This window comes from Acinetobacter indicus CIP 110367 (assembly GCF_000488255.1).
In the GTDB taxonomy this organism is placed as follows: domain Bacteria; phylum Pseudomonadota; class Gammaproteobacteria; order Pseudomonadales; family Moraxellaceae; genus Acinetobacter; species Acinetobacter indicus.
This window is the reverse complement of the sequence record NZ_KI530756.1, coordinates 279112-304667: the sequence shown is the minus strand read 5'-3', so window position 1 is coordinate 304667 and position 25556 is coordinate 279112. Positions and strand designations below refer to the sequence as shown.

At 44.5% G+C, this 25556-nt stretch carries 23 protein-coding genes and 1 pseudogene; 11 read left to right on the top strand and 13 right to left on the bottom strand.

Translation table 11 applies throughout. The features are described 5' to 3' along the window. Position 1 precedes the first annotated feature (1 nt). The 8 genes and pseudogenes from P253_RS12705 to P253_RS12675 all read right to left on the bottom strand — a co-directional run bounded on the left by P253_RS12705 (position 2) and on the right by P253_RS12675 (position 9499). Entirely contained in the window at positions 2–1714 is a 1713-nt protein-coding gene (locus P253_RS12705; RefSeq protein WP_000421732.1) for a ThiF family adenylyltransferase, read from the bottom strand. Beyond that, entirely contained in the window at positions 1714–2727 is a 1014-nt protein-coding gene (locus P253_RS12700; protein ID WP_000211630.1) for an SMODS domain-containing nucleotidyltransferase, read from the bottom strand. The genes P253_RS12705 and P253_RS12700 overlap by 1 nt, the downstream gene beginning before the upstream one ends. 114 nt (positions 2728–2841) lie before the next feature. Beyond that, positions 2842–3021 (bottom strand): hypothetical protein, encoded by a 180-nt coding sequence (locus tag P253_RS15965; RefSeq protein WP_001141891.1) that lies wholly within the window; start codon positions 3019–3021, stop codon positions 2842–2844. A gap of 205 nt (positions 3022–3226) precedes the next feature. Then, entirely contained in the window at positions 3227–4309 is a 1083-nt protein-coding gene (locus P253_RS12695) for a helix-turn-helix domain-containing protein (RefSeq protein ID WP_000148671.1), read from the bottom strand. A 382-nt stretch (positions 4310–4691) separates the two neighbouring features. Continuing rightward, a complete protein-coding gene (locus P253_RS12690) occupies positions 4692–5693 on the bottom strand; it encodes a PIN domain-containing protein (protein ID WP_000499370.1) in 1002 nt (333 codons plus the stop codon). Between the two features lie 91 nt (positions 5694–5784). Further along, positions 5785–8199 carry a tetratricopeptide repeat protein gene (locus P253_RS12685; RefSeq protein ID WP_000282330.1) on the bottom strand — a complete coding sequence of 805 codons (2415 nt, stop codon included), beginning with the start codon at positions 8197–8199 and terminating at the stop codon, positions 5785–5787. 157 nt (positions 8200–8356) lie between these two features. Continuing rightward, a pseudogene (locus tag P253_RS12680) lies at positions 8357–9202 on the bottom strand (YifB family Mg chelatase-like AAA ATPase); the annotation flags it as partial. A 69-nt stretch (positions 9203–9271) separates the two neighbouring features. After that, positions 9272–9499, bottom strand: a complete 228-nt coding sequence (locus P253_RS12675; protein WP_016659711.1) for an accessory factor UbiK family protein — start codon at positions 9497–9499, stop codon at positions 9272–9274. 276 nt (positions 9500–9775) lie between these two features. Between P253_RS12675 and glnK the strand changes: the two genes are divergently transcribed. The 7 genes from glnK to P253_RS12640 all read left to right on the top strand — a co-directional run bounded on the left by glnK (position 9776) and on the right by P253_RS12640 (position 15921). After that, positions 9776–10114: a P-II family nitrogen regulator gene (gene glnK, locus P253_RS12670; protein WP_004650081.1), complete on the top strand. Its 339-nt coding sequence runs from the start codon at positions 9776–9778 to the stop codon at positions 10112–10114. 62 nt (positions 10115–10176) lie between these two features. Then, positions 10177–11580, top strand: a complete 1404-nt coding sequence (locus P253_RS12665; protein WP_005181548.1) for an ammonium transporter — start codon at positions 10177–10179, stop codon at positions 11578–11580. Between the two features lie 139 nt (positions 11581–11719). Next, positions 11720–12178 (top strand): transcriptional regulator NrdR, encoded by a 459-nt coding sequence (nrdR, locus tag P253_RS12660; RefSeq protein ID WP_005181550.1) that lies wholly within the window; start codon positions 11720–11722, stop codon positions 12176–12178. 23 nt (positions 12179–12201) lie between these two features. After that, positions 12202–13290 carry a bifunctional diaminohydroxyphosphoribosylaminopyrimidine deaminase/5-amino-6-(5-phosphoribosylamino)uracil reductase RibD gene (gene ribD / locus P253_RS12655; protein WP_016659710.1) on the top strand — a complete coding sequence of 363 codons (1089 nt, stop codon included), beginning with the start codon at positions 12202–12204 and terminating at the stop codon, positions 13288–13290. Beyond that, on the top strand, positions 13287–14576 hold the full coding sequence (locus tag P253_RS12650; protein ID WP_005181555.1) for a DNA adenine methylase: 1290 nt from the start codon (positions 13287–13289) through the stop codon (positions 14574–14576). Before ribD ends, P253_RS12650 begins: the two co-directional genes overlap by 4 nt. Before the next feature lie 27 nt (positions 14577–14603). After that, positions 14604–15263: a riboflavin synthase gene (locus P253_RS12645; RefSeq protein WP_016659709.1), complete on the top strand. Its 660-nt coding sequence runs from the start codon at positions 14604–14606 to the stop codon at positions 15261–15263. Between the two features lie 112 nt (positions 15264–15375). Then, positions 15376–15921 (top strand): VTT domain-containing protein, encoded by a 546-nt coding sequence (locus P253_RS12640; RefSeq protein WP_005181559.1) that lies wholly within the window; start codon positions 15376–15378, stop codon positions 15919–15921. 82 nt (positions 15922–16003) lie between these two features. On the opposite strand, the gene P253_RS12635 is transcribed toward P253_RS12640, so the two are convergent. The 4 genes from P253_RS12635 to P253_RS12620 all read right to left on the bottom strand — a co-directional run bounded on the left by P253_RS12635 (position 16004) and on the right by P253_RS12620 (position 18923). Continuing rightward, positions 16004–16222, bottom strand: coding sequence for a hypothetical protein (locus P253_RS12635; RefSeq protein WP_005181560.1), 219 nt, complete (start codon positions 16220–16222; stop codon positions 16004–16006). A gap of 208 nt (positions 16223–16430) precedes the next feature. Next, a complete protein-coding gene (gene blhA / locus P253_RS12630; RefSeq protein WP_016659708.1) occupies positions 16431–17051 on the bottom strand; it encodes a cell division protein BlhA in 621 nt (206 codons plus the stop codon). Between the two features lie 23 nt (positions 17052–17074). After that, entirely contained in the window at positions 17075–17482 is a 408-nt protein-coding gene (locus P253_RS12625; RefSeq protein WP_005181563.1) for a DNA polymerase III subunit chi, read from the bottom strand. Further along, on the bottom strand, positions 17475–18923 hold the full coding sequence (locus P253_RS12620) for a leucyl aminopeptidase (RefSeq protein WP_016659707.1): 1449 nt from the start codon (positions 18921–18923) through the stop codon (positions 17475–17477). Before P253_RS12620 ends, P253_RS12625 begins: the two co-directional genes overlap by 8 nt. Positions 18924–19081: 158 nt before the next feature. Between P253_RS12620 and lptF the strand changes: the two genes are divergently transcribed. The 4 genes from lptF (at position 19082) to P253_RS12600 (ending at position 24113) form a co-directional block, all read left to right on the top strand. Further along, positions 19082–20182: an LPS export ABC transporter permease LptF gene (lptF, locus tag P253_RS12615; RefSeq protein WP_016659706.1), complete on the top strand. Its 1101-nt coding sequence runs from the start codon at positions 19082–19084 to the stop codon at positions 20180–20182. Position 20183: 1 nt separating this feature from the next. Next, a complete protein-coding gene (gene lptG / locus P253_RS12610) occupies positions 20184–21254 on the top strand; it encodes an LPS export ABC transporter permease LptG (protein ID WP_005181568.1) in 1071 nt (356 codons plus the stop codon). Between the two features lie 118 nt (positions 21255–21372). Beyond that, a complete protein-coding gene (gene gpmI / locus P253_RS12605; RefSeq protein ID WP_016659705.1) occupies positions 21373–22920 on the top strand; it encodes a 2,3-bisphosphoglycerate-independent phosphoglycerate mutase in 1548 nt (515 codons plus the stop codon). Positions 22921–22943: 23 nt separating this feature from the next. Next, positions 22944–24113 carry a S41 family peptidase gene (locus P253_RS12600; protein ID WP_005181572.1) on the top strand — a complete coding sequence of 390 codons (1170 nt, stop codon included), beginning with the start codon at positions 22944–22946 and terminating at the stop codon, positions 24111–24113. 18 nt (positions 24114–24131) lie between these two features. Here the strand turns inward: P253_RS12600 and P253_RS12595 are convergent, their stop codons facing one another. Then, positions 24132–25487, bottom strand: a complete 1356-nt coding sequence (locus P253_RS12595; protein ID WP_042119426.1) for a sigma-54-dependent transcriptional regulator — start codon at positions 25485–25487, stop codon at positions 24132–24134. Between the last annotated feature and the right edge of the window lie 69 nt (positions 25488–25556).

Genomic DNA, 25556 nt, shown 5'->3' with positions numbered 1-25556 from the left:
ATTAACCTTTCATCGGTTCAGGCTCTTCAATAGAATTGCCATTTTCCCTTTCAAATATTTCTTTATCCGTAGGAGATTCTGCTACTAAAGCACCCGAACAGTCGATAGGACGAGTATCAAAAGGACATTGAAACATCCAATATCTACGGAACCCTATTAAATATGCTGAATATGGATAAGAGGATTGCTCATCAATTGTACATAAAGTATCTAATGTGAACTGCGTCATAGATGCTGCAAGAGCTGTTACATCTGCATCTGATGCTATATATGTTTGGTTTTGTGTTTGAAAGCCGTAATTATTAACTTTGCCCTCTGGAATTGGTTCCAACGTTTGTAAGACACCATAAATATGATTGCGAAGTTCTAAGGGGGAGGCATCTAACGTTGGACGACTACGGGCCATCATTGCTCCACCACCGCCACCAAAAATTTCACCCCATACCATGGGAATGTGTTTTCTTTTAGCAATTGCAGCTAATGTTAAGAACGTATGGGTATTTGCTGTCGCATCAACAATCAGATTACATGTGGCAATGGCATTAGCGATATTGGAATTTAAATGAGGATTTTCCTGTCCACCAATTTGCATTTCATACGTTTCAACTTGTATGTCTAATGCTGTTCGTTTTAATGCTCTTTCAACAGCATAGGTTTTAGCAAAGCCAACATCTAACCAGTTGAGTTCATTACGGACAAGATTGTGGGGGAGCAGAATATCATCATCAATAAGTAGAAAGTTTTTACAACCCGACCGTGCCAGTGAAATTGCAATTTTACTTCCTAACGATCCAAGACCTACTATTGCTACCCTTATATCATTGAGATGGCTAAATTGTGCTGGCAATCTTTGGCTCTGATCATCATGTAGATTAATAGCAGGATAACTTACGAAAAGTGGTGCTGTATTATTAACCAAGAATAGTTCCAAGTTACCCTTTATGTCATATAACAATATAGGCTGTATGGAACTTGTGAATTCCTCCTGAGCAGGCCATAAATTGCCTAAAAAGGATTCTAATGAAACTCGGTCATTTACGGATTCCTTTAATTGAGGAACAGAATCAATTCGTATTGCCCATCCAGACAATTCAAATCTTTCATTAGAAAATGATGGTACGATGTCAGGTAGAGGTTTGTTCTGAATATTTGTTGGAACAATAACGGTTTTGTCTCGAAAGCTTGAGATGGCAATCTTAAAGTCCATTTTCTCGGAATCACTACCCAAGAGTATGTGACGTAACATAGGTGTTTCAATGAACCTTTCTGAAACACTTCTTAATTTTTGACCTATTGTTTCAGAATGCCTAGATGGTACAGGTTCTACATTCATCTCCAATACAGTCATTGCATCTGTTAATAAAAGAAGCTGGGCACTTCTAACTAGATCCACTCCACTGATATTGGTATTCCAATTATCTGGGCCATATTCTAGACACAGCACTCCTGAACCACCATACTGGTGCAAGATACTCCATCTTTCACCAGATTTTTGTGGGCGTATATATGCTGGTAGCTCTGGGAAAAGCTCTGGATATACTAAAACACCATTAAAATCTATAGTTCCTATCTTTAGAGAGAAGTTCAAATGCAGTTCATTTGTGTCTGTTGAGTTCCATTCCTGAATCTTAAAACTATTTTTCTCTTTCTCAAGATCAGTCAATAACTGCCGTTCTTGAGCTAGGCGTTCTAATGGTGTTTTTAGCAGTTCCATTACGCAAAGCCTCCTGGTTTATTTGGATAAACAGGGGTTGATGGAAATGTTAATCCCGCACCTAGAGCAGAACGGATTAAAGAGCTGGCCATATCAGCAGAGTTTGCACTTTTGTGTGAAGCCGAACGTGGAAAACGATTACCCAGAACCTGCCGCCATAGGGCTAATGCTTTATCATCATCTGTTTCATTTAAGGCGTTTCGTGCAATAGCAGCTTGTTCTTCTACCTTTTCAAAAAAAGTTTTGAACTCATCTGCTGTAACCGCAGAAAAAACATTATTGCCTGCAACACCAGGATCTTCTAAATGTGGAATTATGCCTAGTGACGCATAAATCCCATAAGAATCCCTGATCGTTTCTAAAAGATAAACAAACAACTTTTCATAGTTGGATTCGTAGTAATTCATATGCTTGGCAACCAGGCATTCTAAAATGAATCCTTTTGGTCTTTTTAAATCAGACAAGTTCTCACGACGCCACCATTTAAATAGCTTCACAAGAGGCTTAAATCGACCATTTGCATTTTTATTCACCTCAACAGTCCACTCGGTATGAGCTGGAGGGTTGGTAACTAGCCATTCTTCAAGATGAATGTCTGGAATCAGATAGCCGCCATATCCATCTGAAATGATAGGGACAACATCCATATCAACTTTTTTCAACTTAACATTTACTGAACGACGGTTAACGGTAAGATCGGTATATCCAATATCCTTTAATGCCGTATGTACTGCATCAAGGACAATTTGAGGGTCATCATTAATTGTGTGATTTGTAAGGGCAATAATATCTACATCTGGCCTTTGTGTGATTCCGCCTATGGTAGTCGGACGTACTGCCGTATTTCTTTTATAAGAACCTGATAAGAATGTATGCACATGTACTTTGCTGAATTCATTATGCACTTTTAAAGCATCACGAAGCGTATTATGTGCGCTTGAACAATCATTAACCGTTGTTGTAGAGGGTTCAATATCGGAAAGTAGGTCAAGAAACTGCTGTTGAGTTGTCATAATTCTCTCTGAGCCCATGTACTAAAATGGGGCATAAAATTAAGTGCGATCAGAAAAATTAAGTAACCTACTACTGTGAACTTTGTTGCATAGCAGTAGGTTATTTAACCTTGTTTACGATATTGAGTTTGAGTTATCAGGATCATCCGATTTTTTATTACGGATAGTATCCTTTTCTTCTTTCAATGGCCGAGTTCTGGGAAATTTAAAATATCCAGTTGGATGGACAATAATTTTTCCAGATTTATGGCGATAAGATTTACAAAACACGAAGTCTTGATTTTCGGTAGGCATTGTTAGCCCTCCTATTTTGGCGGCTCGTTTTTCAGGGCGCATACCAAAATAAGCGGGTAAATCTTGAGATTTACGGGCCTAAATGTTAGAATGGGGTTCTGACAGCCAGATCTAACATGAGGTATGCGTAGGGCTTAGAGCCATATGCCTTTCCTGTGTGAAAATCTATCAAGCCGACTCTACCCAATAGAGTCGGCTTTTTAATTTATGAAACCATCTCAATAGTCTCCATTGAATCTAGGTCAAAATAATATAGTTTTTTAAAGTCATCTTCATATAAGTCAAATAATTGAGATAACTCACTAATGACAGATGTTGATGTTTTTTTTGCATCTATTGCGTAGTCAAAGAGCATGGAAGCTACTCTATATGTCGGTTCTCGATCCAATTCATTTGGTTCAACTTTACGATAACCACGCATAGCCATCTGCCGCCATAAATTGGCACTTTGACTTGAAGTTATAGTTCCTAACTCTGACGCCCTATAGATTAAGGCCGCCATTGAGGTTTTCCATTCCTTTTTAAGTCTTAGATAATGAGCTAAATTGGTTGAACCTAATTGATCAATAATTTTTTCTTCTGGCATTAAGAATTCGGCAGCAAAGTCATTTGCTTCTTTTTCCATGAATTCAGATGGCTCTTCATGGAGGACCAAATGCCCAAGTTCATGTGCTAATGTGAAGCGTATTCTGTCATTTGGCTGGTTTGCATTTAGAAATACGCATGGAGACACGCCATGCATTTTTAAGGATACGCCATCAACATTGTTATCTTTAAAGTCGCATAAAAAGACTAAAACCCCTGCATCTTCCACAGTGGCAGTTAGGTTTTCAAGAGGTTCATTTCCTAGCACCCACAATGATCTAAGCTTTTTAGCCGCTTCTTGAGGGGTGTTTACATCTATGCCAATTTTAAAAGTTGGTAAGGAGTTTTTTCTTTTTGGTACATTTGTGAGCAATTCTAATGTTTGTACATGGCCCATTTTTAACATCATTTCAGCATTCATACGGCTCAATGCTTTAGCTGTGGTAGAGCTTTTTTTTCTGTATGCATGCAAACTAATCGGCAGTGCATTTAGCTTTTCAATATGTTCAAAAAATCGTATAGGGAAATGTAGGGCATTAGATAGATTTTGGATAACTTCATCGGAAGGTTTTAAGTCCCCACTTTCAATTTTAGATAATGAAGCCTGAGTAATAGACTGTCCCATTCCAGCAATTAGTTCAGTTTGACTAAGGCCACGAAAGTTTCGTGCAATACTAAGCATATCAGGATTGAAATGAGTCATATTCACCTCCAAGATCATTGACTTACAGATCAAGTTAAATGAATAATAACTGAACAGTAAAGAGTATGCAAATTTTTCTACAAATTATTCCTAAAATGTTTCTATTTTTAATAACCACTATATATAGTGGTAGTTCTTTGAATTTTGATACCATATATTGTATTTTATTGTTTTGCAATCTTAAGAAGATAAATTGAAATGGCTCTACTTGATTTAGTGGTTTTGAGAGTTATACGATTAGACAATTAAATTTGTAGTACGGTTGGTTTGAGAAAGGGGAATATCCTGTTCTAACTATCTTTATTCATATTTCTTAGTAAAGTATCATACTTAAGAGATTGAAAAATATAATATTCAGTTGAAAACGATATCGATTGTTATCTTAGGTATCTAACATATCCCATTCGTCACCTAATACCCAACGTAGAGCTGACAATTTACCGTTAATCATACCCCATTCAAAGTCATTCCAAGGGCCAACATCTTCATATGTCTCTTTAACTTGTTTGGCAGATTTGATTGCACCTTCAAGAATATCTTCGTGAATAAAATGATTACCATAGTGTTTCGTACCTTTAGGAACAATTTCTATCTCACCTTCATTTATTTTCCAGATTAGATTTTGATGACGGTTATACCAAATTTTATCCACTAGCTCGTCTAATACATCGAGAATTTCTCTTAAACCCCGAGTTTCTTCTGTAAAGTCATATTCAAACTCTATTTCAGCTAAGTAATTATTATCAATCTGGTTGATTGCGGATGCTAAGTTGTTAAAATAACAAGTATTACCATTGAAAATATTTTCAAAATCAGTATGAGGCTTTCGATGGTCTTTGGCAGAAAAGTCGTTATGATTATGTGTTATGAAAAAACAACTATCTGCCGTATTGACACCTAATGAAAATTCATAAAATTGCTCAATAATTACAGCATCAGCTACTGAGTTTTTACTGATATGGAATGGAGCTTTTTTATCTAAGCCTCGTTGAATGGCTGCAATCTTTGAGCGCTCGCTAATACTTATTTTTTCCGCTGATTCAATTAGTCTCTCAACTCTGTTAATGGTTGCATAGTTAGCATCAGTCAAAAGAGGAAGTCTTGCATTTATATCGTTTAGTACTTCAATGGTTTGAGCTTTATTTTTTTTTGCAAACTCACTTACAACTGCTTTGACTTGTTTAAATTCTTGAGATAATCGTTTTGCTGTTTTGTTTGCGACCTCTTCTTTGTTTCTTTCATATTCTTGAGCTACTAAGTCAATTACGACTAACTTTGCTACTTTAGTACGAACAAGTTCTTCCAATGCAGAAACTAGTGGTAATTCTTGTTTCTTAGTAGAAATATCTAAAAAAACACACGTATCAAGAAATATATAAAACATACTGCCTCATTGATTATTAAAAAGTTAAATTTATTGACCCTCATTAATGTGCTTATAGGTAATTCTATAAATACATCTAAAGTAACATTTTCTATAGAGGCAATATATATTGATTTATTTTGCGTTCTAAGCGTTCAATTTCTATCTTGCACTTTTGGTAATAAGAATCGTTAGGGATATTACTCTTAGCGATATTTAATGATATGGTTGCGTGCTCTATATCTCCATCTGCTAAATAAGCATATATTTTTTGTAACTCACATAGGTGCATAGATTTCCCGAGTTTATGAGCTAAATCTAAGCACGTTATAGATTCTTTGGTTTTATTTTTAATTCTGGCTAATATTTTACCTTTAGTAAATTGGAGTTCTGAGTGATTAGGATCAATGTTAGTAGCTTTATTGATTTTTTCTAATGCTGGTAGAAAATCTTTATATATAAATAGAGTGTTTGAATACTTCTCTAATAACCAAATATTTGTTGGATCCTCATCTATCGCTAATTCATAGTATGAAATTGCTTGTTCTTTATTACCCTCATTAAAGAATTTTCTAGCTGCCCGTGCAAACCTACTTAAATAAGCTTTTTGATCATTATCTGATATTTCTACTTCAATATGTTTTAAAAACTCTATATATCTTTTTTGGATTGTTTCTAGATCTTTTTGAAGAGGATGTGTTTGATCATTAAAATTTACAGTTCTATCTTTACAAAATTTCATAAAATCATTGTTGAAAGTAATCTGAAGTTGGCCATCAATACTACTAAGTTGACAAATCCCTTTACTACCTTCTAATGTGCTCTGAGCTAAAGAAAAAGTTAAATTAGCTTTATCAGAAGCTAATTGCATAAAATATTGATCATGATCAGGACCAAAATAGGTTAAGAGAAGTAAAAAGTGCTTTTCTTTTTCATTAAATCTTTCCCAAACATCAGAAAACAAGAACATCCCTAAGTCTTTTTCCTGTAATCTTTTCACTTTATCTAATGCGCTATTAAGTGAGCTTTGTAGTTCATTTGCAAATTGAATGAAAACATTCAAAATCAATGGTTTATTATTGAGTTCTCGAGTGATTTTTTTTAAAGTAGGTATGCCAGCCTTTTTTATTGCATCAATATTTAATATATCTCCTCTTTTTTGAATATATTCTACACCTTCTTCATCGGACCATTTAGTTGTTTCAATTGGTCTTGCTTCAAGTCTTTCTGTACGACGAGAAGTAAGAATTACTCTTCCAGCATAACGGGAAAGTAAGTGTATTTGTTTACCTAGATTAATAATATCATCATCATTTTCAGCCATAGTTTCTGTATTATCTAAAATAATGAGATGCTCATTTTTTTTAATCTTCTCTTTTTCAAGTAAGCCTTTTAATTTTTGAATAATAGTTTCTGCATCTTTTTGATACCAACTATTGTCAAGTTTGACTTCTAATAGTTGTGCTATATGTAAAGCGACATCTGCAACGCCTAGATTGTTGTTCGTGAGTGATTCTAAACCATGTATTCCCCAACGAGTCTTTTTTGCTGTGTAAAAAGTAATAACACTGGGTTTCCATTCGACCTCAATAGAACCTTCAAGGACACGATGCATAAATTCTAAAATGAGAGTTGTCTTTCCAATGCCACCATCACCATATACAAGACATCGTTTTGAGTCTTCTGGATCATTAAACCAGTCAATAAGCTCAGTGATTTCTTTTTTTCGTCCTGTAAAGTCAGCTACTGATATAGCTCTCTCTGGTAAAAAAATTAGCGGATTCCAATCATTATATTCATATACCTCATAAGTTTTTTTTGTAGAAATATTAAAAATTTTATTTGGTACTTCATAAGATTGATCGGTAGCGTTTGTTAAGGATGTTTGAACTTTAGCAGTAACATGAATCATCCCATTATTAGTTTTTTTGATTTTTCTGTAACACGTAGGATTTCCATCAAATAATCTTAATGTTTGAATAGGAGTAGAGATATTAAAATTTTTAGGAAAAAATAAAAAATCGTCGCCTTTACTTTCTGGTAGATAAACTTTTAATTTTTCTAAAATATATTCAATAATATCGATATCTAAAAATAAATTAGTTGATGAAATACCATGACCAAAGATACTTTCATTTCGATCTTCAACATATGTATGTAAGATATTTCTTAAAGATATTTCTTTGATTTGTAGCCATTCTACTAATGCAGGTTCGTTTGAAATATCTTTATCTTCAAAGTAGAATCTAGCTAAAGAGCTGTTTTTCAATTTTGCTATCTGTGTTAGAGAGTTACTTATAAAATCAACGCATGTTCCATCGGCCGGTTGAGATAGCTCAATAAAACTAATATCAATTTTTGACATGTTTTCAGAACTTTCTTTAGCTAAAATATTTATATATTCTGCATTTGAAATACAAATATGTTGAATAAGCATTCTAAAAATACTCAGACTTACTTCAGCAATATTTTTTTGTGTTTTTAATTTACGTGCTGCTTTAATATTATTTAAAAAGATATTATACATTGCAAGATCCAAATATATAGTTAGTACTTTGATATTGTTTTAAATTATATTAAATTATTTTTTATATTCAATGATTTATTTCAAATAAAGATTACTGTAAAGATAAAAGCTGTAATTTATCGCATAGTTGTTTGGAATGTCGCATAGTTGTTTGTAAATGACAGCCACCACCGACCAGCGCAATCGCTGAAGCGGTATGATGCGGGGCGCGAAATGGCCGCTGTCCAAAGCGATGCGGGGTATTGGCAATTGAATAAATACTGGCAACTTCAAGATTTTCCTGCATATTCAGGGGCGGCAAAATACTGGCCAGACGTGAGGCCAAGAGAGTCTTGCCTGTACCGGGTGGACCTTTAAAGAGCAAGGAATGGCCACCGGCAGCGGCAATTTCCAGGGCACGCCGAGGTCGCAGCTGTCCTTTGACATCCGCCAGGTCAAAAGCATAGCGTTCCAAGCGGGTTTCCGAGCTTGCTGCAAAAGGCTGTAGGGGCGCAGCCTGCGCCAGATGCTCACAGACCTGTTTCAGATGACTGGCCGCAAACACCTGAAAGTCGGGCAATTGTGCGGCTTCCTGTGCATTGGGTTCCGGTAATACCAGTTGATGGCCGGCCGCCTGACAGGCAATGGCAATACTTAAAGTGCCGGTGACCGGGCGTAACTGGCCATCCAGCGCCAGTTCACCAATAAATTCCAGGTTTTCTGCGGCCTGTTCGGGCAATTGTCCGGAAGCAATCAGAATGCCTAAGGCAATCGGTAAATCCAGACGTGAGCCATCTTTGGGTAAATCGGCCGGGGCCAGATTAATGGTCAAACGTTTGGTGGGAAACTGAAAACCACTGTTAATAATGGCCGAGCGAACCCGGTCTTTACTTTCACGGACCGCGGCTTCGGCCAGACCGACAATGGTTAAGGAGGGCAGACCCTGACTTAAATGGACTTCAACTTCAATGGACGGGGCATTCAGTCCAAGCAGACCCCGCGTATAAATTTTGGCAAAAGACATTGTTGTTATGTTCCGTTTTGGTGCGTTATTTTTGGTCGTTATGCGTCTTTTGTTGCACTAAGAAGGTGCTTATTCTTTGTTCAAAATCTTTTGTTCGAGTACTTCTACCTGCTGCAGCAGTTCATTTAAACGAAGATTGGCATTATTCAGTGCAGTGCGCTGACGGTCCAGCTCTTCTTTGGACACCAGATCCATTTTGCTGACGGCTTCGTTTAGCAGGGCACGCAGGTTATGTTCTAAATCTTTTTTCGGTTGATCGACCTGTTCTAAGATGGCCTGTAATAAGGTTTCTATCATAATAAATTCCATTCCAGTGGACTGAAAAGCGCAGTGTAGCATTGCTCTGGCCCAGACTATAGTGTTTCAGATGAAATATGGTTTTATTCGATGCCGGAGATCGTAAATCTCTACAGAAAAATGTTTATTTTTTGAAGATTGGTGCATGAGAAAGGTATAAAATAAGATATAAATAAATCACATGCCGTAACTTCTAATTTCCCCCGACCTTAGGAGTTTTGGCATGAAATTTGAACATAAAACCTTACTGGTGAAATAAGCCGAAGGAAAACACACATGAAGCTCGTAACTGCAATTGTAAAACCCTTTAAATTAGATGACGTGCGTGAAGCACTGTCAGAAATTGGTGTTCAAGGGATCACTGTCACTGAAGTCAAAGGCTTCGGTCGTCAGAAAGGTCACACTGAACTGTATCGTGGCGCAGAATATGTTGTTGATTTTCTACCAAAAGTGAAAATCGAAATCGCCATTAGTGATGAGATGGTGGATTCAGTGATTGAATCAATCACCCGTGTAGCAAGCACCGGCAAAATCGGTGACGGTAAAATTTTTGTGACGAATCTGGAACAGGTCATCCGTATTCGTACAGGTGAAACAGGTGCAGATGCTGTTTAAGCAATTGGCACGAAGTTTGCTGAGTACCTAATAACTCACAAAAACTAGGTTGGGGGATACGAATGAAAAAAATGCTACTTGCGCTCGGCCTGTCCGGCGCGCTTTTGGGTGGTTCTGTTACTTGGGCTGAAGAAGCCGTAACAGCGCCAACTCCTTCAGAACAAATCACAGTAAATGATACTGTGGAACCTGCGCTTATTGAATCAAGCGATATCATCACTACAGAAACTGCTTTGCCTGAAGTGGTAGCGGCTGAAGAAGAAGCTGTGTTAGACACTGGTGATACCGCCTGGATTCTGGTCTCAACAGCACTTGTCCTACTTATGACCATTCCGGGCTTGGCCCTGTTCTATGGCGGTATGGTGCGCAAGAAAAACGTCCTCAGCACCATGGCGCACAGTTTTGTTGCGGCCGCAGTGGTCAGTCTGGTCTGGGTAATTATTGGCTATACCTTGGCCTTTGGCGAAGGCAATGCCTTTATTGGCAGCCTAGACAAGTTCATGCTGGCCGGTATTACCACCGATGCCTTGAGTGGCACCATTCCTGAAATCCTGTTCGTGATCTTCCAGATGACCTTTGCGATTATTACCGTGGCGATTATCAGCGGTTCGATTGCAGAGCGGATGAAATTTGGGGCCTTTGTTGCGTTCATTGCCATCTGGGTGGTGGTGGTCTATGCACCTATTACCCACTGGGTCTGGGGTGGCGGCTGGTTAGGCAACGACGGCGCGCTGGATTTCGCTGGTGGTACCGTGGTACACATTAACTCTGGTGTAGCCGGTCTGGTGGCTGCCTATATGCTGGGCAAACGTATGGGCTTGGGCCGTGAATCTATGGCACCGCACAATCTGACCTTAACTGTGGTGGGTGCGAGCCTGCTGTGGGTGGGCTGGTTTGGTTTCAACGGTGGTTCTGCGTTGGGCGCCAATGGTTCAGCAGGTTATGCCCTGGTGGTGACTCAAGTTGCCGCAGCTGCAGCCGCACTGGCCTGGTTAGTGACGGAAAAAGTGGTCCGTGGTAAAGCCTCTGTATTAGGCGGTGCTTCAGGTGCCGTGGCTGGTCTGGTGGTCATTACCCCGGCAGCAGGTTTTGTCACCGTCGGTGGTGCCTTAGCCATGGGTCTGATTGGTGGCGTGGTCTGCTTCTGGGGGATTACTGCACTGAAACGTGCCCTGAAAGCCGATGACTCTTTAGATGCCTTTGGCCTGCACGGCGTGGGTGGTATTGTAGGTGCAATTTTAACCGCCTTCTTTGCCAGCGAATTCATTATGGGCGATGCGGCACCTGCCAGCCTGATGGGTCAGCTGTGGGTGCAAGTGGAAGGTGTGATTGCCACAATTGTGTACTCTGCGGTATTAACCTTCATTATCCTGAAAGTGATTGATCTGGTAATTGGTATCCGTGTTGAATCTGATGATGAACGCATGGGTCTGGATTTAAGCCAGCATGGTGAACGGGTTGAATAATCTTTCAGCAGCATAATCAATATATTGTGTAAAACAGCCCAAAAGGGCTGTTTTTTTTCTATATATTGCGTAAAACTCTACAAAATCCTGTTTTTTTGCTACACTCTCAAATCAACTGGATTTGTTCAATTAAACCACTATGCATTGTCCATTTTGCAACGCCGCAGACAGTAAAGTGATTGATTCACGGCTGGCAGCTGAAGGCTGTCAAATTCGCCGACGTCGTGAATGTATTAGCTGTGGTGAACGTTTTACCACCTTTGAAAGTTATGAAGTGGTGATGCCACGCGTCATTAAATCGGATGGTAAAAATGAGCCCTTTGATGAAGCCAAACTGCGCCGTTCATTGATGCATGCCTTGCAAAAACGTCCCGTGACTCAGGAACAGATTGAAACGGTACTCAGTGATATCCAGCTGCAAATCCGCCGTCTGGGCGAACGTGATGTTAAATCACGCACCATCGGGGAAATTGTCATGCAGTCTTTATTCTCGCTGGATCATGTGGCCTATGTGCGTTTTGCTTCGGTGTATCAGGACTTTCAGGATGTGGAAGCCTTCCGCCGTCAAATTGAACAAATGCAGCAACGTGAATACTAAGCTCAACGCGCAAGAGTGGTGACATGTCCGAGTTAACTCAAGACCAAATCTGGATGCAGCGTGCCATTGAACTGGCACGACTCGGACAGTACTCGACCAAACCGAATCCGAATGTGGGCTGTGTGCTGGTTAAAGACGGACAACTGGTGGGAGAGGGCTATCATCCGCGTGCCGGACAGCCACATGCCGAAGTATTTGCCTTACGTGATGCCGGCGATGCCGCCCGTGGTGCAACCGCTTACGTGACTCTGGAACCTTGTGCGCATTATGGACGTACCCCGCCTTGTGCCAAAGGTCTGGTCGAAGCCGGTGTGGCCAGAGTGGTAGTGGCCTGTCCTGATCCGAATCCGCTGGTGGCTGGTAAAGGCGTGCAGATTCTGCGCGATGCCGGAATTCAGGTGGAGGTAGGCGTGCTGGAACAGCAGGCGCATCAGCTGAATCTGGGCTTTTTAAAAGCCATGGCCACGGGTCAGCCTTATGTCCGCTTAAAAGTGGCGTCAAGTCTGGATGGCCGTACTGCCATGGCCTCCGGTGAATCGAAATGGATTACCGGCAATTCGGCGCGTCTGGATGTGCAGCACTGGCGTGCGATTTCAGCAGTGGTGATTACCGGGATTAAAACCGTGCTGGCCGATGACTGTCAGCTCAATGTCCGCCAGCTGGCGATACATCAGGACATCAGCAGCATTGTCCAGCCGAAACGGCTGGTACTGGACCGTCAGGGACGCTTGCCCTTAACCGCCAAGCTGCTCGAGCAGCCGGACAGTGTGATGGTGATGGGTCCGTATCGGGCCGAGCTGGAAGCGCTGGGCGTGATCCAGCTCGAGGTTCAGCCTTTGGATCAACTACTTCGAACTTTGGTGCAGCAGTATCAGCTGTATGATGTGCTGATTGAAGCCGGTGCGACACTATCGACCGCCTTTTTACAGCAGCAACTGGTCGACGAAGTGATCAGTTATGTGGCTCCGACCCTGTTAGGCCGGTCTGCACGTGCCATGTTTCAGGCAGAATTTGAGCGTATGGCACAACAACTTCGATTTAAACTTTGCGACGTCACTCAATTCGGTGATGATGTGCGCTTAAGGTTAACCCCTTCTCAAGAGACGTTATGAATTCAGAGTCTACGGTTTATCACAAACGTCGTCACGCCGCACGTACGACAGATGAATATCTTTTCCATCAGCTGGTTCCTTATCTGGGGAATAAACGTCGTCTGTTACATCTGATTCTGGAAGCGCTGGAGCAGACCGGCACCCTGAACAAAGGCGGCCGCGCCCCGATCTTCGCTGACTTTTTTGCCGGTTCAGGCGTGGTTTCACGTCTGGCCCGACAAAATGGCTATCGGGTAATTGCCAATGACTGGGAACCGTATAGCCATGCGCTGAATCATGCGATTTTGGCTTGTGTGGAAGCGCCGGCGTTTAAAGAGCTGGGCGGTTATCAGAAAGCAATTGATTATTTAAACCGTTTGCCAGAAGTCAAAGGCTGGGTCACACATAACCTGTGCCCACGCAATGATGAAATTTATGATCCGACCCGTGACCGTTTATTCTTTAAACGCCGTAACGGGATGCGTATTGATGCCATCCGCCAGCAGATTGCCACCTGGCAGGCGCAAGGCGCGATTGATGATGTCGAGATGAGCGCGCTGCTGGCGCCTTTGTTGTATTCGGCCAGTTTTGTCAGCAACACCTCCGGGGTCTTTAAAAGTTTCCACCATGGCTGGGGTGGTAAAACCCAGACTGCACTGGAACGGATTGAATCTTTGTTGTGGTTAACCCCAAGCCGCTTCTGTGAAATTGGTGATCCGAAACGTCCGGCTGCCGAAATGTGGTGTGTTGATGCCCAGCATCTGGCCAACCAGATGAGCGGCTTTGAAGTGGATGTGGCGTATTTAGATCCGCCGTATAACCAGCATGCCTATAGCAGTAACTATCATGTGTTAAATGCCTTAACCTTATGGGATCAGGTCGATTTACCAACCCCGGATACCAAAGGCTTTAAGAGCGGCATTGACCGTGCCTGGCGCAAAGAGCGTCCGAGTCCGTATAACTCGTCCAAGCACGCCAAAGAGGCGTATGAGAAGCTGTTAGAGACCATTAATGCACGCTATATCCTGACCAGTTACTCCACCGATGGCAATATCAGTGCAGTGGATTTGTTGCAGGCCAATTTAAAACGTGGCCGGGTCAGCCTGTTAACCCAGGATGTACCGCGTTACCGGGTCAGCAAGCAGCGTCAGTCTGAACGTGCACGAGTACTGGAATTTATTGTGATTACCGATACCCATGCCAAGTCTGGCCCGCCAATCCGGCAGTTGCTGGGGCAGTTGCATCACTTTGCCGAGCTGGGCGGGGTCGATACCAGCGGTGTTAGCACCCAACTGGCCTTGTGGTAAGCACTAGAGACAATAAGAGAAAAGACTATGTTTACAGGAATTATTGAAAGCGTGGGCAAAGTGGACAGCCTGCAAAGTGTCGGTGGTGATGTCCGCCTGCGTATTCAAACCGATCTGGATATGTCCGATGTGCATCTGGGGGATTCGATTGCCACCAACGGCATCTGCCTGACCGTGATTGAGTGGGGCGATAACTGGTACGCGGCCGATGTGTCACGGGAAAGTTTAAACCGGACTACCTTAGGTAACTGGAAAGTTGGCCAGCCGGTGAATGTGGAAAAAGCCATGTTACCGACCACCCGTTTTGGCGGACATATTGTCAGTGGTCATGTCGATGCCGTGGGTGAAATTACCTTGGTGCGTGAAGATGCGCGTTCTTTATATTTTGAAGTGACTGCACCGGCTGAAATTGCCAAATATCTGGCCGAAAAAGGTTCAGTGACTGTAGATGGCATCAGCCTGACCATTAACCATTTACGTGGCAGTGTAATCAGCCTGAACCTGATTCCGCATACCGCAGAGCGTACCAATATTGGTACCTGGAAAACTGGGACTAAAGTCAATCTGGAAGTGGATGTTTTGGCGCGTTATATCGAGCGTTTACTGCTCGGTGAAAAAGCCGCAGAAACCACGGCACAGTCAAAAATCAGCATGGACTTTCTGGCCGAAAATGGCTTCTTAAAATAAGTCCTGACGCTGCTGTACAGAACAGTCTGATTGAAAAAATTAGACTGTTTTTTTATTTTTAGCGATAATTCAGGCTGCGCGAAACAGAGTAACTTACGTTGGTTAAGTGTAGATGATTGATTTTTTGCTAAATTTTGAACAGTGGCTGCCTGTGTTGCTCAACAACTATGGGGTCTGGATTTATGCAATTTTATTTTTAATTATCTTTGCGGAAACCGGTTCGGTATTTATGTTTTTTCTGCCGGGAGACAGTCTGCTGATTGCCATTGGCGCCTTATGTTCAACCACCGATGTGGTGCATTTACACTATATGGCGATTTTACTGTGCTTGGCCTCTATTCTTGGCTATAGCGTGAATTACTATACCGGCAAGGTCTTGGGGCTGAAGTTTTTTAATGACCATTCGCGTTATTTCAAACCGGAATATATCGTCAAAACCAACCGCTATTTTATGAAGCATGGCGGTAAAACCATTCTCATTGCACGGTTTATTCCTTTTGTCCGTTCTTTTGCACCGTTTGCTGCCGGTTCCGGACATATGCCCATCGCCAGCTTTACGGCCTATAACATTGCCGGTGGCATTATCTGGATTGTGTCTTTATTGGCCATCGGTTACGGTCTGGGCAATATCCTGTCGTGGCTGGGTCATATTTTTTAATATAAACAGTGCTGAAAAACCGCACGTACAAAAAAGCCCACGCGGGGTGGACTTTTATCTTGCGGGGAGAAATTCGCTGACCTTAGTGCTTGATCACTGTGACAGAGGTACCGCCTAAACGTGGACTGGCTTCTGCAACCGGTGCCAAAGAAAATGTACCTTTTTCAGCTTCTTTGGTCAGGTAAATATAAAGCGACTGGAAATCTGCACGGCTGATTAATAAATCCTGAGCAGTAATATGCCATTGTTCACCACTATGCAGATGGTCAATTTTGCTCGATATTTGTGTCAAGATACCCATTTTAAACCTTAATTATAAAAATAATTTTTACTTTAAAAGGCAGCAGTACTGCTATTCAAAGTATGACTATCTTGTGACAAAAATATTTCACTTTCATGACATTTGGGCGAGAAATTCTGCCTCACACCCGATTGATCTTTCAGATGGGCCGGTTTAAATCTGCATTTACTGACACCGTACCGGGTTTTTCACGCCAGAAGGCCGTCATTTAGGCCTCTTTGGAAAATTGGGAATGTTTTAAAATATATTCAATTTCTTCCTGGGCAGCGGCTTGTAGCTGGCTGCGGAACTGTTGTACTGCTTCTTCAATCCGGGTTTCGGCTTCCAGTTCCAGACGTACCCGCACACTGTCGAGTTCCGACAGAATCTGTTCATCGGCAATACGCACGCCTTTGGCAAAATTGAAACTACCATTTTCCGGATTTTTTTGATAACGCGCAGTGTAGTCCAGAATCTCCTGATCCAGCTGGGTGCGTAAACTGGCCAGGGTTTCGGTCTGCGCGGCAAACTGTTGCAGTTCATCCTGATACAGAGCCTGCGCATACGCGGCCTGATCGGCGCGTTGTTGGGCCAGACGTTGCTCCAGCATCTGCTGGCGGCGAATACGCGCTTCTTCAATTAACTGGATTTTCAGTTCGGCATAGGCCTGATCAATTTTCTGAAAGGACTGTTGCTGTTGCTGCTGATCGTACTCTACCCAGCGTTTTAGGTCGCTGTCCGGTTGCAGTACCTCACTAATCCGATGCAGGTCATCAATAAAGGTCTGACGCACAGCTTCAGGCGCAGTTAACCAGCGCTGTTTAAAATCTGGACCAACATTTAATGCCACGCTGCATCTCCTTTGGGGTGGTTCTATAATTTGTGGGTTTGCGGCTCAATGCCTAAACGACGATATTGTTTATATTTTTCCCGGCCAAGCTGTTTGGCGGTTTCATGATTTTCAATGATTTCGATAATGTGACTAAATTTGGCGAACTGTTCAAGAGCCTGTTCGTTAAAATTAAACACAATCCAATCATTTTCAGTTGGCAACTGCGCTGAAATACAGACCTGTGCCGTAGGCTCATCAATACCATGCGGAATAAAACTGCCGGCATCAAAGCTCCACAGCCGTTCATCCAGCGCCCGTTGCAATGCCGGGTCTGCGCTATACAGCCAGATGCGCTGTGGTTCACGCAGGATTTTCCGGCATAAACGGCAAGTGCTGTCCACTTGCCGTTCAGGACTTTTTTCAAACAGATAAAAGCTGACTTTAGCCATGCTGCTCTGCACGGTTGGCCAAGAATTGCATCAGTAGCGGTACCGGACGGCCTGTTGCACCTTTATGGGTTCCTGAATTCCAGGCAGTGCCGGCAATATCCAGATGCGCCCAGCGATAGTCACGAGTAAAGCGTTGCAGGAAGCAGGCTGCAGTCACAGAACCGGCTTTTGGACCACCAATATTGCCAATATCGGCAAAAGGTGAATCTAATTGTTCCTGATAGTCATCAATCACCGGCATACGCCATACGCGGTCAAAACTCTGCTGACCGGCCTGGGTCAGTTCCTGTGCCAGTTCATCATCTGGTGTGAACAGACCGGTTAACACCGAACCGAGCGCAATCACACAGGCACCGGTTAAGGTCGCTACGTCAATGACCAGTGCCGGGTTAAAACGCTGGATATAGGTCAGGGCATCACACAGCACCAGACGGCCTTCGGCATCGGTGTTCAGGATTTCGACAGTCTGACCGCTCATGGTGGTGACAATATCGCCCGGACGGGTGGCTTTGCCCGATGGCATATTTTCCGCTGCGGCAATGGCTGCCACCACATGAATCGGCAAGCGTGATTCACACAGCGCACGTATGGTTCCCAAGACTGAGGCTGCACCGCACATATCGAATTTCATTTCGTCCATGCCAGCACCCGGTTTCAGGGAAATACCGCCGGTATCAAAGGTAATACCCTTACCGACCAGTACAATAGGTGCCTGCTCAAGATTGGCCTTGTATTCCAGGGTAATCATGCGGCCCGGACGCTCGGAACCCTTGCTGACCGCAAGGAACGCACCCATGCCCAGGTCAGCCATATGCTGTTCATTCAGCACGGTTACTTTGAGTAAATCCGGGAATTCTTCTGCCAGTGCCAGTGCCTGATCAGCCAGATATTCCGGGAAGCAGATGTTCCCCGGACGGTTGCCTAAATCGCGGGCAAAATTCTGACCAGTATGTACCGCTTCAATAAATTTCAGCTGATGGGCAGTTAACGGGCTTTGTGTGGCAATCAATTGAATCTGCTCTAATACAAATTCATTCTTTTTGGTTTTAAATTCATCAAAACCGTAGGCGGCCTGGGTCAGGCTCAAGGCAAAAATATAATGCAGTTCTTGTGGCAGGACTGATAGATCTACCGCAATACTGCTAAATTTCTTCTGTGCGGTTTTTACAATGGTTTGCGCCAGTTTGGCCAGTTTAGCCGGCTGTAATTCGCTGCTTGAACCAAGGCCAATCAGCTGGCTGAATGCCGGCAAGTTGTCCTGTGCTGTCAGGCTTAAGCTTTCATTAAAGCCGGATTTAAATTGTACGGCCTGGGTGATGCTATCTAAATTTTTGATTTTATAGTGATCTGCGGTTGTACGAAGGGTATTGGCATCGACCAGAATAAATAAAGCAGCTGCGGTGACATTGTCTTGGTATGTCGGATGAATCGTCAGTTTCATATGCGTTATATAGGCCTTTTAAAATTTTAAAACCATTAAACCATTGAAACATTTTCATGAATAGAGTTTCAATGTGAAACAACAGTATAGGTTTTATATTTTCAACATTCGGGTAAACTATCGCTAGTTTTATTCCCTCGTTTTCTGGAAGCATTAATTTGATTATTCGGCGTTATCTGGTCAAGCAAGTTGTGTCGACATCCTTGGTTGTGATTGCCTTATTGACCTTGATCATGATGGGTGGCCGGCTGATCAAGTATTTTGGCGTCGCCGCGCAGGGGCGTCTGGATGCGGGGATTCTGTTTAGCATTATTGGCTACCGTCTGCCGGAATTTTTAACCCTGATTTTGCCACTGGGCTTTTTTATTGGCCTGATGCTGGTGTTTGGCCGGCTTTATGTCGATCATGAAATGGCAGTGTTAAATGGCAGCGGTGTCAGTCGTAACCAACTGGCACGTTTATTAGTCCCGATGACGGTGGTATTTCTGGCGGTGCAGGCCATGCTGATGGTTTGGGCAGCGCCGTGGGGGATTCGCCAGTTTGAAGAATTGACCACCAATCAGGCGGTCCGTACCGGTTTCGATCTGGTGCGGCCAAAAGAGTTTATTTCTTCGGGGCCATATACCATTTATGCCGGCGACCTGTCAGAAGACCGGCGTAATCTGAAAGATATTTTCTTCTACCAGCGTGCTGACCGTCCGGGCAAACCGGATATCATGATTCTGGCCAAAGAGGCGACCCGGATTGAACTGTCCAATGATCCGGCCAATGTGGTCGATCTGGTCGAAGGTCGCCGTTATGAAATTTATCCGGATCGTCCGCAATATTCTCAGGCTGAATTTGCCAGCTATCGCTTACGTCTGGAAAGCGATCAGGAAGCCAAATTCCAGAGTACAGAAGTGGAAGCCCTGCCAATCGGGCAACTGTGGGATAACCGTCAGGACCCGGTGGTGGCCAGTGAACTGGGCTGGCGAATCTTTGTGCCGTTTTCAATTCTGTTGGCACTGCTGCTGGCCGTGGCTTTATCTGAAGTCAGTCCGCGTCAGGGACGTTATTTAAAACTGTTTCCGGCCCTGCTGATTTTTGCCAGCCTAATTGTGGCGTTAATGGCGGTCAAAACCCGGATCAGTAAAGAAGAAATGGGTATCTGGGCCTATCCGCTGGTGCTGATGGTCTATGCCATTGCGGCGGCGCTGTTCTCGCGTAAACAGAAACTGGCACCCAAAATCAAGAAACAGATTCAGCGAGTGAGGTCTTAATATGTTCGCACGTCGTATAGTGGCCAAGCATGTGACCAAAACGACCGCACTGGCGATGTTGGGGGCAACCGCGGTGTTGTCCGGTTTACAGGTATTATTTACCTATCTGGGTGAACTCGGTTCCCTAAAAGAAGGCTATGGCGCGCTGGATGCGCTATGGCATGTGCTCTGGGGTGCGCCCGGTTATCTGTATGAAATTCTCCCGATTGCCGCATTAATTGGCGCAGTACTGGGTCTGGGTACCTTGGCCTCAAACAGTGAGCTGATTGTGATGCGTGCCGCCGGTATCAGCCTGTGGCGGATTGTCGGCTGGGTGGTGCGTTCGGCACTCATTCTGGTGGTGCTGTCTTTTGCCTTAAGTGAATGGGTGATTCCCTATACCAATGAGCGCGCAGAAAGCGTCAAGAAACATCGTAGCGTGGCTGAACTCGGTGAAGTCAAAGGCTACTGGACCCGTGAAGGGCAGCGCTTTATTTATATTGACTATGCCAACTCGCAGGGCACACTGAAGAATATCCAGGTCATCGACTTTGATGATAACTTCCGCTTACGCGGTACCTTAAATGCCGAGCAGGGCCAGTTTGTCGAAGATGGCGCCTGGTCACTGCAAAACAGCCGCCAAATGGACATTCTGCCAGAGGGCAATGCTATTGCTGATCAGCAGGCCACGCAGCCTTTATCGCTGGCCTTGCAACCAAAATATGTACACATGGTCACCATCGACCCGGAAGATTTATCACCCAGTCAGCTGGTCAGTTTCATGAGCTATATGCATGAGTACAGTCAGGTGCCGAAAAGCTATCAGCTGGCTTTCTGGCAAAAAGTTGGTTCTCCATTTGCCCTGATTGCGTTGGTGCTGATTGCCTGTTCCTTTATTTTTGGACCGCTGCGCCAGCAGTCGATGGGTTTCCGTCTGGTGATTGCCTTGTTTGTCGGCTTGGGCTTCTTCTATTTACAGGATTTCCTCGGTTATGCCAGCCTGATTTATGCGCCATCTCCGGCCTGGTTTGTGTTTATCCCGATTATTCTGATGTTTGTGGTGGGTGGCTATCTGCTGCAACGTGCCCGATAAGCCGGCAATTGAACAAAACGATAGTGTGGCACGGTTGAAACCATCAGCCGTGCATGGTGTCCGAACTGAAAATTCGGTAAGATATGCGATTAATTTGTAGACTAAAAGAGTGTGAACTATGACGGATGCAACTGCAGGCAAAATCCCTCACGTACTGGTCATTATGGATGGTATTGGGCATCGTGAAGCTGTTGAGGACAATGCGTTCCTGGCGGCACAACGTCCAAATTTGACCGCTATGCAGGAAAAGCATCCGCATGGGTTGATTTCAGGTTCAGGTGAAGATGTGGGCCTGCCAGATGGTCAGATGGGTAACTCCGAAGTGGGCCATATGAACCTGGGTGCCGGCCGTGTGCTATATCAGGACTTTACCCGCATTACCAAAGATATCCGTACCGGTGCTTTCTTTGAACATGAAGTGCTGGTCGATGCAGTCGAGAAAGCCAAAGCTGCGGGCGGTGCCGTGCACTTAATGGGCCTGCTGTCGGAAGGTGGCGTGCACTCACATGAAGACCATATTGTGGCAATGGCGGAGCTGGCGCTGAAACGTGGTGCAACTGTTTATTTACACGCATTTCTGGATGGCCGTGATACTCCGCCAAAAAGTGCGCAGCCCTCTTTGCAAAAACTGGATGCCCTGTTTGCCCAATATCCAGGCCAAGGCCGGATTGCCAGCATGATCGGCCGTTATTTTGCCATGGACCGCGACAATCGTTGGGATCGTGTAGAACAGGCTTATCGTCTGTTAACAGAAGGTGAAGCAGTCCGTACTGCAGCAACCGCCGTAGCTGGTCTGGACGCAGCTTATGCAGCCGATGAAAGCGATGAATTTGTTAAAGCTACCCGTATTGGTGAGGTTGCGGCAATTCAGGATGGCGACAGCGTGGTGTTCATGAACTTCCGTGCAGACCGTGCCCGTGAACTGACCAAAGCCTTTGTGGAAACCGACTTTGCCGGTTTTGAGCGTAAAGTGGTGCCGCAGCTGGCCAAGTTTGTGATGCTGACCCGTTACCAGGCCACCATTGATGCACCTGTGGCTTATATGCCAGAAGCATTAAAAAACTCGCTCGGTGAATACCTGTCAGACCTGGGTAAAACCCAGCTGCGTATTGCCGAAACCGAAAAATATGCACACGTGACCTTCTTCTTTAGTGGCGGCCGTGAAGATGAATATCCGGGCGAAAAGCGCATTCTGATTCCATCACCAAATGTAGCAACTTATGATCTCAAGCCAGAAATGAGCGCGTATCAAGTGACAGATGAGCTGGTGGCAGCGATCAATTCAGGTGAATATGACTTGTTGGTGGTCAACTATGCCAATGGCGATATGGTGGGTCATACCGGTGTGTTTGATGCAGCGGTGAAAGCGGTAGAAGCAGTGGATACCTGTCTGGGCCGTGTGTATGAAGCTGTAATGGCCAAGCAGGGTCATATGCTGATTACTGCTGATCATGGTAATGTCGAGCAGATGCAGGACTATGACAGTGGTCAGGTCCATACCCAGCATACTACCGAGCTGGTGCCGTTTATTTATGCCGGCCCGACCCAGGCGGTGATTGCAGAGGGTGGTGTTCTGGCCGATGTAGCACCGACTTTACTGAGTCTGATGCAACTGCCAATTCCTGCAGAAATGCAAGGGCGTAATTTAATTACCCTGACTCCATAAACTGCCAACAGATAGGTGAAAGGATGGTTCCACACTGGAAACGCATGCTTGTTGCAACAACATTGATGATGTGTGTGAACCTGCCTGTCTGGGCGGCAGAAGATCAAGATCCGCTGGCACTAGAAGAAACCACTGAGCAGGACTATGTTGAAGTGCCGGTCGAATCGATCCAGCAGTTTGTCAAAATTTATGGGCTGGTCAAAGCCAATTATGTCACGGAAAAAAGTGACGAAGCTTTGTTTGCTCAAGCCATTCAAGGTCTGGTTTCCGGACTGGACCAGTATTCGCGTTATCTGAATGCCGAGGATTACCGTGCCTTGGTGCAATATACCGAAGGCGATCTGGCCTCGGTCGATTTTAATTTACGTTACGATGCCCAGCAGCATCAATGGCAGATTCATAATTTAAGACCTGATGCCGACTCGGCCAAACAGGGCCTGCGTAATGGTATTTCGGTTTTTAAAATCGACAATCAGGAACTGCAAAAGCTCAATCAGGATCAGGTCAATGCCTTGTTGATGGGCGCGGTTGGCTCCAATATCACCTTGCAACTGACCGCAAGCGCGCAGCCGATTCGTCTGGTACGCAACAGAAAAGTCGAAACCGATATTCAGGCGCAGATGCTGAGTAATCAGGTACTACTGATTAAAGTCAAAGTCTTCCAGCAAGATACTGCCAATGAAATCAAGGAACTGATCGAACAGTACAGCACACCACGGCTAAAGGCGGTACTGTTTGACCTGCGCAATAACCCGGGCGGTTTGCTGTCCTCGGCGGTTGAATCAGCCGATCTGTTCTTGAATCAGGGCGTGATTGTTTCTACCAAAAGCCGCGCTGAAGGCGACCAGCAATTTCAGGCTTTACCGAGTTTTGAATTCCAGAATCTAAAGGTCGGTGTGCTGATTAACCAGCGTTCGGCCTCGGCTGCAGAAGTGTTTACTGCCGCCTTAAAAGATCATGGCCGTGCCTGGGTGATTGGTGAAAAAAGTTATGGCAAAGGGGTGGTACAGAAGCTGTTTCCGCTGTCAGATGGCACCGCCTTACAAATGACGGTTTCTCACTATTACACCCCCCAAGGCAAAATGATTGAAGGGGTCGGGATTGAACCGAACCAGCGTTATGCACTGCAACAGGACATGAAAGAAGACAATTATCTGGATCATGTTGCAGAGCTGCTGTTAAGTCATAAATAGGCGCAGGGTTAGCGCGCCTTATTCATCGGTATCCAGTCCGAATTTCTTCAGCCGATAACGCAGGGAACGAAACGACATCCCCAGTTTTTTCGCAGCCAAAGTCCGGTTCCAATGGGTCAGATTCAGTGCATTCAGCAAAATCTCTTTTTCGATTTTCTCCAGAAACAGCTCCAGTCCTTCTTCCGGCAATTTACGCGGAGCAGCGGGCAGGGCATCGGCTGTAACCGGCGTTGCAGTGTCGGTTTCTGGCTCGGCCAGCGGTGCCATTTTGCGTAAGGGTGCGGTCTGCAGATGTGGCAGATCAATCACATCATCATCACTCAAGGTCATGGCGCGTTCAATGATATTGCGTAGCTCACGCACATTACCCGGATAATACTGTTCCAGCAAAAACTGCTGGGCACGTTCTGACAGGGTTTTGCTGTGTATATCCCATTCCTGGGCAATTTTCTGAATAAAATGCTGGGCCAGCAATAAAATATCTTGACCGCGCTCACGCAGTGGCGGCAGCACAATATCCATCACATGAATCCGGAAGAACAGATCCTGACGGAACCGGCCTTGCTGGACTAACGCTTCCAGGTCCTGATGGCTGGCACTAATAATCCGGAAATCAACATCAATTTCCGTATCGGAACCGACCGGACGAATCCGTTTTTCCTGCACCGCGCGCAGCAGTTTTACCTGCATATTGAGCGGCAGTTCGGCAATTTCATCCAGAAACAGGCTACCGCCGTGTGCTGACTGAATCAGGCCCTGTTTGTCCTGCGCTGCACCGGTAAAGCTGCCTTTTTTATGGCCGAAGAATTCGCTTTCCATCAAATCGCCCGGAATCGCGCCACAGTTGATGGCAATAAAAGGCCCGTCACTGCGGTTGCTGAGGCGATGCACCAGATTGGCCACCACTTCTTTCCCGGTGCCCGATTCACCGCTAATAAACACCGGTGCCTGCGAGCGGGCAATTTTTTTCAGGGTGGTGCGCAGTTGCTGAATCGGTAGAGATTGCCCGATCAGCATCCGCTGTTCCAGCTGGTCCGCTTCCTGACTATGTGCTTTAAACAGCGGCTGATTCAGTGCTTTTTCCAGCAATTGTTCGAGGTGTTTCTGGTTAATCGGTTTGCTGACAAAATCAAAGGCCCCGGCTTTGAGCGCGGCAATGGCAATTTCCATATTGCCATAGGCCGTCAGCACCGCAACCGGCAGCTGCGGAAAATGCTGGGCAATCAGCTCGACCAGTTGCAGGCCATTTCCATCAGGCAAATTCAGATCGGTGATGCAAGCATCATAGTGATGACTGGACAGCAACTGCCGTGCCTGCTCCAGCCGGTGTGCCACGTGTGTTTGAATCCCCATGCGCGCCAATGTCATTTGCATGAGCGTGCATAAATCTTCCTCGTCATCGACGAAGAGAACGAGTGGTTGTTCCACTAAACTTCCCCAAAA